Annotated in this window: 16 protein-coding genes; 11 read left to right on the top strand and 5 right to left on the bottom strand. The window is 74.2% G+C overall.

From position 1 onward, the window contains the following. Positions 1 to 61: 61 nt before the first annotated feature. The 9 genes from kdd to AC5L36_RS15775 all read left to right on the top strand — a co-directional run bounded on the left by kdd (position 62) and on the right by AC5L36_RS15775 (position 10,190). On the top strand, positions 62 to 1,066 hold the full coding sequence (gene kdd, locus AC5L36_RS15735) for an L-erythro-3,5-diaminohexanoate dehydrogenase (RefSeq protein WP_441216413.1): 1,005 nt from the start codon (positions 62 to 64) through the stop codon (positions 1,064 to 1,066). Further along, complete coding sequence (locus AC5L36_RS15740; protein WP_441216415.1) at positions 1,063 to 2,568, top strand: amidohydrolase; 1,506 nt, start codon at positions 1,063 to 1,065, stop codon at positions 2,566 to 2,568. The genes kdd and AC5L36_RS15740 overlap by 4 nt, the downstream gene beginning before the upstream one ends. Positions 2,569 to 2,573: 5 nt before the next feature. Beyond that, positions 2,574 to 4,124 (top strand): lysine 5,6-aminomutase subunit alpha, encoded by a 1,551-nt coding sequence (gene kamD / locus AC5L36_RS15745; RefSeq protein ID WP_441216417.1) that lies wholly within the window; start codon positions 2,574 to 2,576, stop codon positions 4,122 to 4,124. Next, positions 4,121 to 4,870, top strand: coding sequence for a lysine 5,6-aminomutase subunit beta (kamE, locus tag AC5L36_RS15750; RefSeq protein WP_441216419.1), 750 nt, complete (start codon positions 4,121 to 4,123; stop codon positions 4,868 to 4,870). The genes kamD and kamE overlap by 4 nt, the downstream gene beginning before the upstream one ends. Further along, entirely contained in the window at positions 4,867 to 5,232 is a 366-nt protein-coding gene (kal, locus tag AC5L36_RS15755; protein ID WP_441216421.1) for a 3-aminobutyryl-CoA ammonia lyase, read from the top strand. Before kamE ends, kal begins: the two co-directional genes overlap by 4 nt. After that, a complete protein-coding gene (locus tag AC5L36_RS15760; protein WP_441216423.1) occupies positions 5,229 to 6,605 on the top strand; it encodes a glutamate mutase L in 1,377 nt (458 codons plus the stop codon). The genes kal and AC5L36_RS15760 overlap by 4 nt, the downstream gene beginning before the upstream one ends. A gap of 398 nt (positions 6,606 to 7,003) precedes the next feature. Beyond that, positions 7,004 to 8,611, top strand: coding sequence for an apolipoprotein N-acyltransferase (gene lnt, locus AC5L36_RS15765; protein WP_441216841.1), 1,608 nt, complete (start codon positions 7,004 to 7,006; stop codon positions 8,609 to 8,611). Further along, positions 8,604 to 9,356, top strand: a complete 753-nt coding sequence (locus tag AC5L36_RS15770) for an arylamine N-acetyltransferase family protein (RefSeq protein WP_441216424.1) — start codon at positions 8,604 to 8,606, stop codon at positions 9,354 to 9,356. Before lnt ends, AC5L36_RS15770 begins: the two co-directional genes overlap by 8 nt. Positions 9,357 to 9,731: 375 nt before the next feature. Next, positions 9,732 to 10,190, top strand: a complete 459-nt coding sequence (locus AC5L36_RS15775) for an FxsA family protein (RefSeq protein ID WP_441216425.1) — start codon at positions 9,732 to 9,734, stop codon at positions 10,188 to 10,190. 33 nt (positions 10,191 to 10,223) lie between these two features. Here AC5L36_RS15775 and AC5L36_RS15780 read toward each other — a convergent pair whose 3' ends face one another. The 4 genes from AC5L36_RS15780 to AC5L36_RS15795 all read right to left on the bottom strand — a co-directional run bounded on the left by AC5L36_RS15780 (position 10,224) and on the right by AC5L36_RS15795 (position 13,555). Beyond that, positions 10,224 to 11,369 carry an RNA polymerase sigma factor gene (locus AC5L36_RS15780; protein WP_441216842.1) on the bottom strand — a complete coding sequence of 382 codons (1,146 nt, stop codon included), beginning with the start codon at positions 11,367 to 11,369 and terminating at the stop codon, positions 10,224 to 10,226. A gap of 8 nt (positions 11,370 to 11,377) precedes the next feature. Next, a complete protein-coding gene (locus AC5L36_RS15785; RefSeq protein ID WP_441216843.1) occupies positions 11,378 to 11,785 on the bottom strand; it encodes a YciI family protein in 408 nt (135 codons plus the stop codon). A 138-nt stretch (positions 11,786 to 11,923) separates the two neighbouring features. After that, positions 11,924 to 12,268: an RNA polymerase-binding protein RbpA gene (locus AC5L36_RS15790; protein ID WP_173036160.1), complete on the bottom strand. Its 345-nt coding sequence runs from the start codon at positions 12,266 to 12,268 to the stop codon at positions 11,924 to 11,926. Positions 12,269 to 12,472: 204 nt separating this feature from the next. Further along, positions 12,473 to 13,555 (bottom strand): hypothetical protein, encoded by a 1,083-nt coding sequence (locus AC5L36_RS15795; protein WP_441216427.1) that lies wholly within the window; start codon positions 13,553 to 13,555, stop codon positions 12,473 to 12,475. Between the two features lie 76 nt (positions 13,556 to 13,631). Here AC5L36_RS15795 and AC5L36_RS15800 point away from each other — a divergent pair, with 76 nt between their 5' ends. After that, on the top strand, positions 13,632 to 15,209 hold the full coding sequence (locus AC5L36_RS15800; protein ID WP_441216429.1) for a glycosyltransferase 87 family protein: 1,578 nt from the start codon (positions 13,632 to 13,634) through the stop codon (positions 15,207 to 15,209). Further along, positions 15,206 to 15,628, top strand: coding sequence for a nucleoside deaminase (locus AC5L36_RS15805; protein ID WP_441216431.1), 423 nt, complete (start codon positions 15,206 to 15,208; stop codon positions 15,626 to 15,628). Before AC5L36_RS15800 ends, AC5L36_RS15805 begins: the two co-directional genes overlap by 4 nt. Here the strand turns inward: AC5L36_RS15805 and AC5L36_RS15810 are convergent. Continuing rightward, positions 15,622 to 16,590: a serine/threonine protein phosphatase gene (locus AC5L36_RS15810; RefSeq protein WP_441216433.1), complete on the bottom strand. Its 969-nt coding sequence runs from the start codon at positions 16,588 to 16,590 to the stop codon at positions 15,622 to 15,624. The genes AC5L36_RS15805 and AC5L36_RS15810 overlap by 7 nt on opposite strands. Between the last annotated feature and the right edge of the window lie 220 nt (positions 16,591 to 16,810).

Consider the following 16,810-nt stretch of genomic DNA (forward strand, 5'->3'; position numbering starts at 1 on the left):
AAATCATCCGGTGATCTAGATAATCTACCGTAAGATTTCCCGTGGGAAGAGGGCAAGGCCAATGACTTCACCGGTGGGGCTGCATCGCGTGCTGGCGCCGAAGGGTGTGTTGCCGCAGGCGGCGGAGCGCCTCGACGCACGGCCGGAGATCGGCGCGGACGAGGTGCGGATCGCGGTCGAGCGGCTCAACCTCGACGCGGCGAGCTTCCGGCAGCTGTCGGAGAAGCACGGCGGCGACGGTGCGGCGGTGCGCGCCGAGGTCCTGGAGATCGTCGGGCGCCGGGGCAAGATGCACAATCCGGTCACCGGTTCGGGCGGGATGCTGATCGGGACGGTCGACGAGGTGGGCCCGGAGTCGCCGCTGGGCCTCGAGCCCGGCGACCGGGTGGCCACGCTCGTGTCGCTCACGTTGACGCCGCTGCACATCGCGGATACGACGTGGGACGGCCGGAGCGAGCAGGTGCCGTGCACGGGTCACGCGATCCTGTTCGCCCGCTCGGTCGCCGCGGTCCTCCCGGACGACCTCGACCCGCGCCTCGCCCTCGCGGTGCTCGACGTGTGTGGCGCGCCGGCGCTGACGGCGCGGGTGGTGCGGCCCGGCGGAGCCGTGGCGGTGCTGGGAGGGGCCGGGAAGAGCGGCTCGTTGTCACTGGCTGCCGCCCGGGCCGCGGGGGCCGCTCGTACCACGGCTGTGGTTTTGGATGACGCGGAGGCGGCGCTGCTGCGCGGAGCTGGCCTGGCCGACCGGGTGGTGGTGGCGGACGCGCGCGATCCGGTCGCGGTCGCGGCGGCCATCGGTGCACCGGTCGACGTGACGGTCGTCTGCGTGGACGTGCCGGGGTGCGAGCACGGGGCGATCCTGGCGACCGCGGCCGGCGGCACGGTGGTCTTCTTCTCGATGGCGACGAGCTTCGCGGCGGCGGCGCTGGGCGCGGAGGGGCTGGCGGCCGACGTGACGATGCTGGTCGGCAACGGGTACGTGCCCGGCCACGCCGACTACGCCCTCGACCTGCTGCGCGAAGTTCCCGCCGTCCGGAAACTATTCGAGGGCAGACTGAGCGCATGACTGCCTCGACCCTGTACCGGAATGGGACCGTCTACAGCCCCGCGGACCCTACGGCGACCGCCCTGCTGGTGCGCGACGGCGCGATCGCGTGGGTCGGCGCGTCCGCCGACGCGCCCTCCGCCGACATCGCCGTGGACCTCGACGGGGCGCTGGTGACGCCGGCGTTCGTCGACGCGCACGTGCACTGCACCGACACCGGGCTGACGCTGTCCGGCCTCGATCTGAGCGGCGCCCGTTCGGCGGGTTCGTTGTTGGACGCGGTGGCGGCGTTCGCGGAGGGGTTGCCGGGCGACGCGATCGTGCTGGGGCACGGGTGGGACGAGACCACCTGGGCGGACCAGGCCAAGCCGGACGCGGCGGCGCTGGAGCGGGCCGCCGGCGGGCGCCGGGCGTATCTGTCGCAGGCTTCCATGCATTCCGCGCTGTGCACGCCCTCGCTGCTGGCGGCGGCGCGGGGCACGCCGGGCTACGGCGAGTCCGGATGGGTTCGCCGGGACGCGCACCACGTGGTGCGGGAGCTGGCCCTCGGCTCGATCCCGGCCGCGCAGCGGACCGGGGCGCAGCGGGCGACGTTGCGGCGGGCGGCGCAGCTGGGCATCGCGGCGGTGCACGAGTGTGGTGGGCCGGGCACGTCGAGCGAGGCGGACTTCACCGGCCTGCTGGCCTTGTCGGGGCAGGGGCATGCCGAGGTGTACGGGTACTGGGGTGAGCTGCTCGCCGCGGCGAAGGCGCGGGACCTGGGCGCGGTGGGGGCGGGCGGCGACCTGTTCGCGGACGGGGCGCTGGGTTCGCAGACCGCCCACCTGTCGGAGTCCTACGTGGACGCCGAGGGGTGCGGCCACGGGTACCTGACCGCCGAGCAGGTCCGCGACCATCTGCTGGACTGCGCGGCGCACGGTGTGCAGGGCGGGTTCCACGCGATCGGGGACGCGGCGATCACGACGGTGCTGGCGGGTTTCGCCGAGGCGGCCCGCAAGCTGGGCGTGGAGCGGCTGCGGGACGCCCGCCACCGGGTCGAGCACGCCGAGATCATGAACAAGCGGCTGATCGCGGGTTTCGTGGAGTACGGGATCGTGGCGAGCATGCAGCCGGCGTTCGACCGGCTGTGGGGTGGCGAGTCGCAGATGTACGCGCAGCGGCTGGGCGTGGCCCGGTCGTTGGAGTCGAACCCGATGGGCGCGATGCACGGGGTGGGTGTGGCGCTGGCGTTCGGTTCGGATTCGCCGGTGACGCCGCTAGACCCGTGGGGCAGCGTGCGGGCGGCGGTGCGGCATTTCAACCCGGTGCAGCGGATGAGCGTGCGGGCGGCGTTCGCGGCGCACACGCGCGGCGGGTGGCGGGCCGTGCACCGCGACAACGAGGGGGTGCTGTCGCCCGGGGCACCGGCGACGTTCGCGGTGTGGTCTTTCGCAGGAGTCCTAGAGAAGGGGCTGCCGGTGCTCGACGAGCTTCCGGTGTGCCGGCGCACGGTGCTGCGCGGCGATGTGATCTACGAGGAGTGAGGCCGATGGGAAAGCTCGACCTGGACCCGGCGGTCGTCGCGCGGGCGCGGGCGCTGGCCGCCGAGGTGGGGCGGCCGGTCGTCGACCTGGCGCGTGGCCACACCACCGTCTCGGTCGAGCGGGCGGTGCTGCGGCTGGCGGGGGTGAGCGGCGCCGACCCGGACGGCATCCCGTGGGTCAACCGGCTCGTCGACGCGGTCACCGCCGACGTGGGGTTGGGGCACGGTGTGGCGGTGCCGGTGTTCGACGCGCTGCTGCGCGAGGGCCTCGACGACGTCACGCTGCTGGCCCAGAAGGCGGCGGCCGGTTCGGTGCGGTTCGCGGTGCCCGCCAGGTCCGCGGCCGCCCGGCGGCTGGCGCGTAGGCATGTCGCGGCGGGGCTGCGGCGGATCGACCGGCGCCGCGCCGAACGCGACCGGCTCGTCAAGCGGCACGGCGACGCGCCGCGCCGCCCGTGGATCTACCTGATCGTGGCGACCGGCGACATCTTCGAGGACATCCCCCAGGCGCGGGCGGCCGCCCGCGCCGGCGCGGACGTGATCGCGGTGATCCGCTCGACCGGGCAGTCCCTTCTGGACTACGTGCCGGAGGGTGCGACCCGGGAGGGGTTCGCCGGCACGTACGCGACGCAGGAGAACTTCCGCCTCATGCGGGCGGCGCTGGACGAGTCGTCGCGCGAGCTGGGCCGCTACGTGCGGTTGACGAACTACGCGTCCGGGCTGTGCATGCCGGAGATGGCGGTGCTGGCCGGCCTGGAGCGGCTGGACATGATGCTGAACGACTCGATGTACGGGATCCTGTTCCGCGACATCAACCCGATCCGCACGTTCGTCGACCAGCGCTTCTCCCGGCAGGTGCACGCCCGCGCGGGGATCGTCATCAACACCGGCGAGGACAACTACCTCACCACCGCCGACGCGGTCGAGGCGGCGCACACGGTCACCGTCAGCCAGCTGTTGAACGAGTACTTCGCGCACGAGGCGGGCCTGGCCGACCGGCAGCTGGGCCTGGGGCACGCCTTCGAGATCAACCCGGACCTGCCCGACTCGTTCCGGTTGGAGCTGGCGCACGCGCTGCTGGCCCGCGAGCTGTTTCCGGACGCGCCGCTGAAGTGGATGCCGCCGACCCGCCACATGACCGGGGACGTGTTCCGGGGCAACCTGCTGGACGGGTTCTTCAACCTGGTGGGCGCGATGACCGGGCAGGGCATCCTGCTGGTCGGCATGATGACCGAGGCGGTGGTCACCCCGTGGCTGTCCGACCGGGACATCGCCCTCCAGAACGTGCGGTACGTGCTCGACGCGGCCGGCGGCCTGCACGAGGACTTCGTGCCCGCGCCGGGCGGGCTGATCCAGCGGCGCGCACACCAGGTGCTGGCCGAGGCCGTCGGCCTGCTGGAGCGGATCCGCGACGACACGCTGCTGGCCGCGATCGGCGACGGCACGTTCGGCATCATGAAACGCCCCGCGGACCGCGGCAAGGGCCTGGACGGCGTGGCCGCCCACGAGCCCGACTACCACAACCCGGCGACCGAGCTCCTGGAGGCGGCGTCATGAGCGGGCAGATCGTGCGGCCGTACGGGGACACGACCGGGGACGGGATGGTGCAGGTGTCGTTCACGTTGCCGGTGCCGCACGACAAGCGGGCCGAGGGTGCCGCCCTCCAGTTGGCCGGGAAGATGGGGCTCGACCCGGCGATGCTGGTGCACGCCAAGCAGATCGGCGACGGCTACACGTTCTTCGTCGTGTACGGGCGGGTGCGCCACCTCGTGGACATGTCCGCGGTGAAGGCCGCCGAGCGGGACTACCCGCTGATGACGGCCAAGGACGTCAACACCGCCGTGAAGCGGCGGCTGCGGCGCAAGCTGTCGGTGGTGGGCGCGTGCATCGGCACCGACGCGCACACGGTCGGCATCGACGCGATCCTCAACGTCAAGGGGATCGCCGGCGAGAAGGGCCTGGAGTACTACCGGGAGCTGAAGGTGCGCAACCTCGGCGCCCAGGTGACCGTGCCGGAGCTGGTCGAGGCGGCCCGCGTGGAGAAAGCCGACGCGGTGCTGGTCTCGCAGGTGGTCACCCAGCGGGACGCGCACCTGCACAACGTGCGGGAGATGGCCGCCGCGTTCCGGGAGGCGTTTCCGGCCGGGCGGCGGCCGCTGCTGGTGGCGGGTGGGCCGCGCTTCGACGAGATGATGGCCGGCGAGCTCGGCGTCGACCGCATCTTCGGGCGGGGCACCACACCGCGCGAGGTGGCCAGCTACCTGGTGCACGCGCTCACGACGGCGAAGGCGGCGGCGGCATGAGTGCGGGTCTGACGGTCACCCACCGGCGGTACGTTCCCTACTCCCACGCCCACTACGCCGGCGACCTGGTCGACGGGGCGTACGCGCTGGGGCTGTTCGGCGACGTCGCCACCGAGGTGTGCATCCGGATGGACGGCGACGAGGGGCTGTTCGCGTCCTATTCGGACGTACAGTTCCGGGCGCCGGTGCGGGCCGGTGACGTGGTCGAGGCGACCGCGACGGTGACCCGGGTGGGCACGCGCAGCCGCACGCTGGAGTTCTCCTGCGTGGTGGTGTGCCGGGGCACCGGCGGGTCGGGGGCGCGGGTGCTGGACCCGCCGGTGGTGGCGGTCACCGCGGTGGGCACCGTCGTCGTGCCGTGAAGGCCGCCGTCTGCGCGGACGTCGGCTCCACCTACACCAAGGCCGCCGTCGTCGACCTCGACGCCGGCCGCCTGGTCGCGACGGCCGCGCACCCCACCACCGCCGACCCGATGACCGGGCTGGCCGCCGCGGTCCGGGCCACCGCCGTCCCGCTCGAGGCCGCGTCGATCCCTTGGTACGTGTCATCCTCAGCCGGTGGCGGACTGCGACTCGCCGTCGCGGGCTACGAGCGGCTGGTCACGGCCGAGGCCGGGCACCGGGTGGGCCTGTCCGCGGGTGCCCGGGTGGTGCACGTGGCGGCCGGGCCGCTGGACCCGGCCGGGGTGCGGGAGCTGCGCGCCGCCCGCCCCGACGTGGTGCTGCTGGTCGGCGGCACCGACGGCGGCGACGCCGACGTGCTGCTGCACAACGCGCGGCGGCTGGCCGGGTGGCGGGTGCCGATCGTGGTGGCCGGCAACGCCGACGCCCGCGACGAGGTCGCCGGTGTCCTTCGTGGAGCCACCATTGTGGACAACGTGCTGCCCCGCATCGGCGTGCTGCGGCCCGGTCCGGCGCGGGCGGCGATCCGGGAGGTGTTCCTGCGGCACGTGATCGGCGGGAAGTTCGGGCGGCGGTTCGCGCGGCTGGTGCGGGCGGCCACCCCGGACGCGGTCCTGGCCGCCGTGGAGTTGCTCGCCGACCGCACCGGGCGCGGGCTGCTCGTGGTCGACGTGGGCGGCGCCACCACCGACGTCTACTCGGCCCTCCCAGAAGGCGCCGACGGCGGCGCGGAGGCGGCCGGGTCGCTGCCGCGGGCCCGCACCGTGGAGGGCGACCTGGGCGTGCGGTGGAGCGCTCCCGGCGTGGTGGCGGCCGCCGCCCTGGAGAAGCTCCCGCACGACGAGGCGCTCGCCGAGGCCGCCCGGCTCCGCGCCGAAGACCCGACCCTGCCCAGCGACGCCCTCGAGAGGGCAGCCCTCTTGGGCGTGAATTCTGAGCAGGGCTCCCGTATACCCGTCCAGGCGGTGACCGGGCTGCCCTCTTGGGGAGCGGGCGGCTCAGGCGGCTCGGCGGACTTGCGGCTGGCCACGCTGGCGGCGGTCGTGGCGGTGCGGCGGCACGCGCGTGGGGAGGCGGGCGGGTTCGGGCGGCGGGACCTGCGCGACGTGTCGCTCGTGATCGGCTCGGGCGGGGTGCTGCGCTTTTCCTCGCGGCGGGACTCCCAGCGGGTACTCGATGCGGTTTTGTCCGATCACGGCGGCGGGTGGCCGCTGCCGCGGGCGGCGACCACAGTGGTCGATCGGGAGTATGTGCTGGCCGCGGGCGGCCTGCTGGCCGCCGACCACCCGGCGGCGGCGTTCGCGCTGCTGCGTGATCACCTGCTGGTCGGATGATCGACGAAACACGCCGGGCTTCGACACGCCGGAGTGGTTGACAGCCCACGGGGGGCGGCACGTACCGTCTTTAGGTCCTACAACGGGGAGCGGCTGTTGTTCGCTTCGTCCCTTCGCCAGCTGGCCAAGCAAGCCGACACCAGGTCCAGCGGGCGGGGGTCGGCGGGGCGGCGCGGACCGGCCGAGGAGCTGAGTCGGTGCTCAGGCAGGGGGGTGACCGCGACCAGTAGACAACGGCGGCGCGTGGGCAGCCAGCGTTCGTCCCGTCGGTCCGAAGGTCGTGGAGATCAACTGTCGCACCGGCCCCGGGTAGGGCCTGGGAGCATCGGGGTGCCGCCACGGCGGCGCCCCGATTTTCCGTTCTACGCCGTTACGCGCGTACCCTTCGGCAGGTGACCATGGTGGAGCCCGCCGAGACCCCGGCCGCCGAGGCCGACTCTCCCGAATCGCAGGTGCGGGAGGCCCCGCACCCCCTGCCGCTGGCCGCCGGCGCGGCGATGGCGGTGGCGGCCGGGGTGGCGCTGCTGCTGTCGTTCCCCACCTATGGGTTGTGGTGGCTGGCCCCGGTCGGTGTCGCGCTGCTGGCCGCGTCCGTGCACCGCCGCCGCTTCCGGGCCGGGCTGGGGTTGGGCGCGCTGGCCGGGCTGGCGCTGTTCCTGCCGCTGCTGAGCTGGACCAACCTGCACACCGGGCTGGCGCCGTGGCTGCTGCTGTCGGGGCTCCAGGCCGGGTTCGTCGCGCTGCTGGGCGGGGCCACCGCCTACGTCAGCCCGCTCGTCGACCGGTTCCGGTGGGCGTGGCCGCCGGCGACCGCGCTGCTGTGGGTGGCGCAGGAGGCGATCCGTGACCGCGGCCCGTACGGCGGGTTCCCGTGGGGGCGGCTCGCGTTCAGCCAGGAGGACTCGCCGCTGGTGCGGCTGGCCGCGGTCGGTGGCGCGCCGCTGGTCACGTTCGGGGTGGCGCTCGCCGGCGGGCTGCTGGTGACCGCCGCGTGGCGGCCGTGGAACCTGTGGCCGGCCCGCCTGGCCCGCGGCCGCCTGGTGCTGTCCGCGGCCGGGCTCGCGGTCGGCGCGGTCGCGGTGACCGCCGCCGGGCTGCTGGTGCCGACCGCGCCGCGCGAGGGCGAGCCGGTGACCGTCGCGATCGTCCAGGGCAACGTGCCGCGGATGGGTCTTGACTTCAACGCCCAGCGCCGCGCCGTGCTGGAAAACCACGTCACCGCCACGATCGCGCTCGCCGGGCGGGTCGCCGCCGGCCAGGAGCCGCAGCCGGATCTGGTGGTGTGGCCGGAAAACGCCAGCGACGTCGACCCGCTGCGCGACGCGACCGCCTCCAGCCGCATCTACGCCGCGGCCGCCGCGATCCGGGCGCCGATCCTGGTCGGCGGCATCCTGCGCGGCCCCGCCCCGGGCGAGGTGCGCAACGTGGGCCTGCTGTGGCGGGCGGACACCGGCCCCGACGTCGCGCAGACGTACGTGAAGCGGCATCCGGTGCCGTTCGCCGAGTACATGCCGCTGCGCGACGTCGCCCGCCTGGTGAGCAAGGAGGTCGACCGGGTCGCCGACATGGTCGCCGGGCAGCGGCCGGGCGTCATCCAGACCGGGCCGGTGGCGGTCGGCGACGTGATCTGCTTCGAGGTCGCCTACGACGGCATCGTGCGCGACACCGTCACCAACGGCGCCGGCATCCTGGCGGTGCAGACCAACAACGCGACCTTCAACGTCGCCGAGGCACGCCAGCAGATGGCGATGGTACGGCTGCGGGCGGTCGAGCACGGCCGCGAGTCGCTGATGGCCTCGACGGTCGGGGTGTCCGGGTTCGTGACCGCGGACGGCGAGACGCACGAGACGACCGGCTTCAACACCCAGGAGGTGGTGGTGCGGGAGATGCGGATCTCCGGCTACCGCACCCTCGCCACCCGTGCCGGTGTGTGGCCGGAGATGTTCCTGGTGGGCCTGGGGCTGGTGCTGCTGGCCGGTGCCGTGGTGGTCCGCCGCCGTGGATGACTACCTGGCGCGGATCGGCGTCGACCGGCCGCCGTCCGGGCTCGACGGCCTGCGCGTGTTGCAGCGGGCGCACCTGGGCACGGTGCCGTTCGAAAACCTCTCCGTCCACCTCGGCGAGCCGATCGACCTGACCGCCCTGCCCGACAAGATCGTGACGCGGCGGCGGGGCGGCTTCTGTTACGAGCTCAACGGCGCCTTCGCCGCCCTGCTCACCGCCCTCGGGTACACCGTGTCGTTGCACCAGGCCCGGGTCTGGGGCGGCAAGCGGTGGGGGCCCCCGTTCGACCACCTGGCCCTGCGGGTGGCGGTGGACGGCGAGCCGTGGCTTGTCGACGTGGGCTTCGGCCGCTTCGCCCACCATCCGCTGTCGCTGGCCTCACGCGCGCCGCAGCCGGACCCGGGCGGGTCGTTCGTGGTCGTCGACCGCGACCTCGGCGACCTCGAGATCGTGATGGACGGTGAGCCGCAGTACCGGATCGACCCCCGCCCGTACGATCTGGCCGACTTCGCCCCCACCTGCTGGTGGCAGTCCACGTCGCCGGACTCGCACTTCACCCGCTCGTTGACCTGCTCGATGCTGGCCCCGGACGGCGGCCGGGTCACGCTCAGCGGCGACCGCCTCATCCGCACCGACCCGGCCGGCGCCCGCACCGAAACCGTGCTGGACGGCGACGACGCGGTGCTGGCCGCCTACCGGGAACACTTCGGGCTGGTGCTGGACCGGGTGCCGCGGGTGGCGGTCTAGTGCGGGGCCACAAACGTTGGCCGGCTTCGCCGGCCTGGGTGAGCGGCGGCCTTCGGTCGCCGCTCACCCAGTGAAGGCCCCGGCGCTATATGGATTTCCCGCCCGCGGGATGGGTCGACCTCGCCGGCCACCGTCTGTGACGCAGCGTCAGCAGGCTCAGCCGAGAACGTCGAGATCTAGGACAGTTAGGGTTGATATGGCGCCCTAACTCTCCAAGATCTCGAATCTTGGGCCGGCGGCGTTTTTGTTGCCTCAGAAGGCGCGCGAGGCAACAAAACAGGGATTTTGTCGGGATCTTGGCCGGCGCGGGCGGGAGCGAGCCTTCCGGCGAGGTGGCGCTCACCGATGCGTCCGGCCGCGTGGCATTCTTGACGGATGGGACGGGCAATCGCGTTGGGCGTGCCGCTCGTAGCGGCCGCGGAGATCGCCGTCTTCATCCTGGTCGGCGGCTGGATCGGATACGGCTGGGCGCTGCTGGCGGTGCTCGCGGCCTCGTTCGTCGGGATGATGCTGCTGCGCCGTGAGGGTGTGCGCGCCTGGCGGGGCTTCGTCGCCGCCGCCAACGCCGGCCAGCACCCCGGCGAGCGGGTCATCGACGGCATCGTCGGCCTGGGCGCCGGCGCGCTGCTGAGCGTGCCCGGCTTCGTGACCACCCTCGCCGGCCTGGTGCTGCTGCTGCCGCCGGCCCGCGCGGTGGCGCGGCGCGGGGTGCAGCGCTGGACCGAGCGCCGGGTCTCCACGGCGGTCGCCGGCGACCTGTTCGGCCCGCGCAAGGTGAAGGTGCACCGGGGCGCCCCGGAGTCCGACGGCGCGATCGAGGGCGAGATCGTCTGAGCGCCCGCAGCGCCGGGGGTCTGAGCCGCCCGCTCAGCGGCGCGGGCGCGCGTTGAGCCGGGCGGCCTGGCGGGTGAGGTGCTCGCGTTCGGGCAGGTTGGGCGCCGACCGGGCGGCCTCGGCGTAGAGCCGGGCCGCGGTGACCGGGTCGCCGTCCCGCTCGTGCAGGTACGCCGCGGCGGCGGTGTAGCGGGGCAGGGTCGGGTCGAGCCCGGCCAGGGCGGCCAGGCCGGCCCGCGGGCCGTCCGCTTCACCGACCGCGACGGCCCGGTTGAGGCGGGCCACCGGATTGCCGGTGAGCCGCACCAGCTCGTCGTACCACTCGACGATCTGCACCCAGTCGGTCTCCTCGGCCGTGCGGGCGTCGGCGTGCAGCGCGGCGACGGCCGCCTGGGCCTGGAACTCGCCCAGCCGGTCGCGGGCCAGGGCCGCCTGGAGCACGCCGACCCCCTCGGCGATCATGCGGGTGTCCCACCGGCGGCGGTCCTGCTCGGCCAGCGGCACCAGGCTGCCGTCCGGGCGGGTCCGGGCCGGGCGCCGCGCGTGGTGCAGCAGCATCAGCGCGAGCAGCCCGGCGACCTCCTCGTGCGTGGTCATGGCCGCCAGCTGGCGGGTGAGCCGGATCGCCTCGGCGGCCAGGTCGACGTCGCCGGAGTAGCCCTCGTTGAAGACCAGGTAGAGCACCCGCAGCACGGTGGCGACGTCACCGGGCTGGTCGAACCGGACGCCCGCGACGGTCCGCTTGGCCCGGCTGATCCGCTGGGCCATCGTCGCCTCCGGCACCAGGTAGGCCTGGGCGATCTGCCGCGTGGTCAGGCCGCCGACCGCGCGCAGCGTCAACGCGACGGCCGAGGCCGGGCTCAGCGACGGGTGCGCGCACAGGAAGTACAGCCAGAGGGTGTCGTCCACCGCCTCGCCGGGGCCGCGCGCGGGCTCGGCCTCGACGAGCTGCTCGCGGTGCCGCCGGGAGGAGTCGGCGCGGGCCGCGTCGAGGAACTTGCGCCAGGCGACGGTGACCAGCCAGCCCTTCGGATCCCGGGGCGTGCCGTCCGGCCACAGGCGCACCGCCTCGACCAGGGCCTCCTGCACGGCGTCCTCGGCCGCCGCGAAGTCGGCTCCGCGACGGACGAGGACCCCGGTCACGGTGGGGGTGAGGGTCCGCAGCAGGGCCTCGTCCACCCGCGCCCTCACTCGGTGATGGTCGGCGGCGCGGCCAGGAACGGGCGCACCTCGAGCCACTCGTGGATCGGCTTGCCACCCACACCGGGCGCCGCGGACAGCTCGCCGGCCAGCTCGATCGCCCGCTCGTAGGTGTCGACGTCGATCACCATCCAGCCGGCGATCAGGTCCTTGGTCTCCGCGAACGGCCCGTCGGTGACCGGCGGCCGCCCCTCGCCGTCGTAGCGGACGAACGTGCCCTCCGGGGACAGCGCCTGGGCGTCGACGAACTCGCCGGTGCCTTCGAGCCGGGCGGCGAAGTCGTCCATGTACCGCATGTGGGCGGAGATCTCCTCCGGGGTCCACTGGTCCATCGGCGCCTCGTTGACCGCCGTCGGGGCGCCGCGGTAGTGCTTGAGCAGCAGGTACTTGGCCATCGTGTTCTCCTCGTCGAGGTACGGCCCATTGTGGCCGTGTCCGCCCCGGGGACGGAGCCGCCCTCGGGTTCTCGACATCCGGCACACGAAAAAGCCCCCGCCATTTTCCGGCGAGGGCCTTTTCGTTCGTGCGTGGTGTCAGGCGGAGCGGCCGCGGCGAGCGCGGACCTCCTCGAGGCGCTCGGCCAGGATGTCCTCGAGCTCGGCGATCGAACGCCGCTCCAGCAGCATGTCCCAGTGGGTGCGCGGGGGCTTGGCCTTCTTCTGCTCCGGCTCGCTGCCGTCCACCAGGCGTGCCACGCTGCCGTCGAACTTGCACTCCCAGGTCATCGGGACCTCGGCGTCAACGGCGAAGGGCACCTCGAACTGGTGGCCCTTGGCGCAGAGGTACTCGCGGGTCTGTCGCGGGGCCAGCTCGGTGTTGCGGTCGGACTCGTAGCTGACTGCTCCCAGACGGCTCCCGCGCAGCATGCGCTCGCCCATGATCGGCTTTCCCCTCGGTCGTGGTGCTGGTCTTCACTTTTGTAACGACAGGGGTCGGTCGGACGATTCCCGACCGGCCCCCAGGTGTTTCGGCTCGGTGAACGCTATCGAGGGTAGCGGGTGGATCTTCGTGGTGAGCGACACCGGCGTGACGCGCGAACGACTACGACCTATTGGTCCAAATTCTCCGTTCTACGGCGGGTGTCAGTTAGCCGACGGTGCCGGCGCCGGGCTCAGGTTGGCCAGCGCCGACGCAAGATCGGTGACCTGGCCGGAGAGCTGCGCCACCCGAGCCAGCGCGGCGTCCCGGTCGGCGAGCGCGGCGGTCAGCCGCACCCCCTGGTCGGCGAGGCGGGCCTCGGCCGACGCGGCGGTCTCCCGCGCCACCCGCAGCTCCGCGGAGAGCCGGTCCCGCTCCGCCTCGGCCTCGGCGGCGCGGGCGCGGGACTGCTCCGCGGTGGCGTTGGCCGCCTCAGCCTCGGCCCGGAACCCCTCCGCCGCCGCCCGCGCCGTCTGCGCCTCGGTGTGCGCCCGCGACGCCGCCGCGGCCGCCGCCTCGCTCTCGGCCCGGAACGCGTCCGCCTGCTCCAGCGACTCGGCCGCGGCCCGCGCCGCGTGCTCGGCCTCGGCGCGCACGGCGTCCCGCTCCCGGATGGTCTCGGCGAGCTGGCGGCGGTCGGCGTCGCGCTCCTGCCGGGTCGCCGTCGCCTCGGCACGTGCGGCGTCGCGGTCACGCTCGGCCTGGAACCGCAGCGCGTCCGCGGCGCTGGCCGCCCGCTGGGCCTCGTCCCGCGCGGCGTCGGCCGCCGCGGCCCGCTCACCCGCCGTCGCGGCCACCCGCGCCGCGTGCGCCGCCTCGGCGAGGGCACGCTCCTTTTCGTGTACCGCGGCGGCCTGCTCCTGCCGCGCCCGCAGCAGCTCCTCGGCGGCGCTGTCGGCGGCCCGGCGGGCGTCGTCGCGCTCGGCCTGCGCGGCGGCGATCTCCGCGGTCGCCTCCGCCCGCACCTCGGCGACCTGCCGCTCGACCCCGGCCGGGGACAGGTCGGCGTGCAACGCCTCGGTCAGCGTCTCCACCGCCTGGTCGAGCCGGTCGACCACCTCCCACGCGCGGGACACCTGCCCGGCCAGGCCCGGGGAGTTGCGGTGGCGCATGCGCACGTTGCGGGAGGCCTTCTGGCAGGCGCCGTCGTTGTCGCGGCAGTACCGGAACGGCCGGCCGGCGGCGGCCCGCTGCGGCACCGGCTTGCCGCAGTGCGTACAGGGGCGGGTCTCGGCTGGAGCGTCCATCGTGGCCCGCAGTCTAGTGCCGTACGGCCACCGGATAGCGCAGGCGCGCGTGGCCGGCGGACGCTACCGTGGCACCGTGATCGGGCGGGGGGCGGCGGGCGTGTGGGCGCTGTTCGGCGCGGCCGCGGTGGGGTCATCGGCGCTGGTGCTGGCCCGACCGGCCGCCGAGCGCCTCTCCGACCTGCACATCTACTACGGCGCCGCCGAGCACGTCGGGGCCGGCCAGCCGCTCTACGAGTACGTGGCGGCCAACGGTGGGCCGTTCACCTACCCGCCGTTCGCGATGGTGCTGCTGCGGCCGCTGACCGCGCTGCCCGAGGGCGCGCTCCAGGTGCTGTGGCTGGTGCTGTCCTGCGCGGCGGTGGCGGCGATCGCCGCGTCGGTGAAGGGCGCGTTCGGCGGGCGGCCGGTCGTGGTCGCGGCGGTCGCGTGCGCGGTGCTGGTGTCCGCGCCGGCGCAGAGCAACCTGCGGTTCGGGCAGGTCAGCTTCTTCGTGGTGCTGCTCGCCCTGGTCGACGCGGTGGGGCTGACCCCGGCCCGCTACCGGGGCGTGCTGGTCGGCGTCGCCGCCGCGGTCAAGCTGACCCCGCTGCTGTTCGTCGGGTACTTCCTGCTGGCCGGCCGCCCCCGCGACGCGGCCCGGGCGGCGGCCGCGTTCGCCGCGTGCGCGGTGGTCGGCGCGGTCGCGCTGCCGGCGGACAGCTGGGCGTACTGGACCGGCACCGTGACGCAGACCTCCCGGGTCGGCAACCTGGCCTGGATGGGCAACCAGTCGCTGCACGGCATGCTGCTGCGCGCCGGCGTCGACCCCGGCACGCTGCCGTTCGTCTGGGCGACGCTGGTCGCGTTGGTCGCCGGCACCGCCATGTGGCGGGCCCGGGCGCTGTGGCGCGGCGGCGAGCCGGTACGCGCGGCGGTGCTCGTCGGCTGCGCCACCGTGGTCGCCTCGCCGGTGTCGTGGACCCACCACCAGGTGTGGACGGTCCTCGCCGCGATGCTGCTCGTGGCCACCCACGGCGTCGCGCAGCGGGTCGCCGGCGCCGTGCTGCTGGTGGTGATGACGGTGTCGCTGGGCGCGGTGCTCGGCGACGTCTCCACGTACCCCGGTGTGCAGTTCCTGTTCGAGAACGCCCGCGCGTTCGGCGTGGCCGCGGTCTGCCTGGCCGGCTGCGGCGGCGTGGTGGCCGCCGCGGCGCGGATCCGGTCCCGGCGGCGGGCGGGTCTGCGGGTCGCGGTGGTGGGCGCGGCGGTGCTGGCCGGCTTCGCGGTGCTGCCGCTGCCGGCCGGCGCCGACCCCACCTTCAAGGCGTACACAATGGACGACGCCGCCAACCCCCGCTACTTCTTCGCCAGCCGCGCCTGGGCCGGCGGTCTGGTGGTCCGCCCCGAGGTCCCGGTGCGCTTCGACGTCGCCCGGGAAAAGACCAAGATGCGGGTGAACGGCGTGGTCGGCGACGCGGTCGCCCGGCTGGAGTACCGGTCCGCGCCCGGCGGCTCGGCCCGCGCCATCCCGCTGCTGGCGGTGGTGGCGCCGGGGCCGCGCGAGTTCTCGTTCCGCGGCGCCAACCTCACCCACGGGCGGCTGACCGCCTACGCCGCGGACGGGCGGGAGCTCGCCGCGTTCACCGAACTGACCGAACGGAGCGACCCGTGACCCCCGACACCGAAACCCTCCTGCGCCGCGCCATCGCCCTCGCCGCCGAGGCACGGCGGGCCGGCAACCCGCCGTTCGGGTCGCTGCTGGCCGGCCCGGACGGCGCCGTGCTCGCCGAGGAACGCAACACCTCCCTCACCGACGACGACATCACCGCCCACCCGGAGCTCAAGCTCGCCCGCTGGGCCGCCAAGCACCTCGACCCGGGTACGGCGGCGGCGACCACCATGTACACCAGCTGCGAGCCGTGCGGCATGTGCACCGGCGCGATCGCCCGGTCCGGGCTGGGGCGGGTGGTGTTCGCGCTGTCGACCGCGCAGCTCGACGCCCTCAAGCCCGGCGGCGGCTGGCCGGTGGTACCGCAGGACGGCCCGGCCCTGCACGACGAGGCCAGCGCGGTCGTCGCCGGCTACTACTGAAGCCCCGCCAGGGCCATCGCCCGCGCCAGCTCCTCGGCCGGGTACGGCGTCGCGCGGCTCTGCCCGAACAGGCGCCGGTAGAAGGCGTTCATCACGTCGGCGACCGGCGCGTAACGGCGCACGATGGGGCCGCCGGCGCCGTTGCGTTCCAGGCGGTTGACCAGCTGGGTCAGCGTATGGCACAGGTCGTGGTGGCGATGCCGCGCGACGAACTCTCCCTCGGCCGCAGACAGCGCGAAGCGCGGTGACGTGGCCAGCCCCAGGTCACCCAGGTAGAGCCGCTCACCGTCGGTGCGGACGTTGCCGAAGTGGGCGTCGAAGTGCAGCAGGCCGGCGCCGTTCATGAACGCCACGTCGGCGCGCAGCCGCCGCTCCACCATCGCGTACGCCTCCTCCGGCTGGCCGCTGAGCCAGTCGTGCAGGTCGTGCGGCAGGTACTCCAGGAACAGCACCAGGCTCGCCGACGCCGCGGCCAGCGCGTGCAGCCGCTCCCGCACGGCCGGCGACCCCTCCCAGTAGGCGACGGCCCGCTCCACGTCCGCCGCCTCCGCCGGCGGCGCGGGGGCGCCGGGCAGGACCCGCCAGTGGTACATGAGCGGGAACGCGGCGGTGCGTCCGTCGAGCACCCAGCCGGTCGCCCACCGGTTGGCGGTCAGCTCCCGCCAGGCGCCGAAGCCGGTGCTGCCGACGCCGTACTGGTAGAACGGCGGCAGCCCGAACAGGTTCGCGGTCGACATGACGTTTTCCGGGCGGCGCTCCAGGTCGGTCAGCGGGATCCGCTTCACGAACACCGGGAAGCCGTCCACGTCCAGGACGGCCGAGGCACCCCCGATCCCGGTGGCGACATCCCGCCCCTCGGCGACCAGCTCGGCCAGCCGCCCGTCAGCGAGCGCCTCCAGCCGCGCGGAGACCTCACGATGCCACGCCAACCGCCGGGACGGCACGGTCATGTCGGCGGTCATAAACGGACACTATCCGCTGGCCGCAACCTCAGGACAGAGCCGCCTACCGATTACCGTATTGCCATTATCGGTAATCCAATAATCCGAAAAAGAGGGTGGGAGCCGCGCATCATAATGACGGTTATTGTTCGTGATGACTCAAGCTGTTGTCGCCATGCCTACGCCACCGTGACCAGCGCCGTCGCGGCGCCGGTCACGTCGAACTGGAGATCCGAGCCCG

It is taken from the genome of Phytohabitans sp. LZ39 (assembly GCF_059359075.1).

What these genes read in the sequence shown, in the direction of transcription:
- kdd (WP_441216413.1), top strand. Translation starts at nt 62, where the DNA reads ATGACTTCACCGGTGGGGCTGCATCGCGTGCTGGCGCCGAAGGGTGTG.
- AC5L36_RS15740 (WP_441216415.1), top strand. Translation starts at nt 1,063, where the DNA reads ATGACTGCCTCGACCCTGTACCGGAATGGGACCGTCTACAGCCCCGCG.
- kamD (WP_441216417.1), top strand. Translation starts at nt 2,574, where the DNA reads ATGGGAAAGCTCGACCTGGACCCGGCGGTCGTCGCGCGGGCGCGGGCG.
- kamE (WP_441216419.1), top strand. Translation starts at nt 4,121, where the DNA reads ATGAGCGGGCAGATCGTGCGGCCGTACGGGGACACGACCGGGGACGGG.
- kal (WP_441216421.1), top strand. Translation starts at nt 4,867, where the DNA reads ATGAGTGCGGGTCTGACGGTCACCCACCGGCGGTACGTTCCCTACTCC.
- lnt (WP_441216841.1), top strand. Translation starts at nt 7,004, where the DNA reads ATGGTGGAGCCCGCCGAGACCCCGGCCGCCGAGGCCGACTCTCCCGAA.
- AC5L36_RS15775 (WP_441216425.1), top strand. Translation starts at nt 9,732, where the DNA reads ATGGGACGGGCAATCGCGTTGGGCGTGCCGCTCGTAGCGGCCGCGGAG.
- AC5L36_RS15785 (WP_441216843.1), bottom strand. Translation starts at nt 11,785, where the DNA reads ATGGCCAAGTACCTGCTGCTCAAGCACTACCGCGGCGCCCCGACGGCG.
- AC5L36_RS15790 (WP_173036160.1), bottom strand. Translation starts at nt 12,268, where the DNA reads ATGGGCGAGCGCATGCTGCGCGGGAGCCGTCTGGGAGCAGTCAGCTAC.
- AC5L36_RS15795 (WP_441216427.1), bottom strand. Translation starts at nt 13,555, where the DNA reads ATGGACGCTCCAGCCGAGACCCGCCCCTGTACGCACTGCGGCAAGCCG.
- AC5L36_RS15810 (WP_441216433.1), bottom strand. Translation starts at nt 16,590, where the DNA reads ATGACCGCCGACATGACCGTGCCGTCCCGGCGGTTGGCGTGGCATCGT.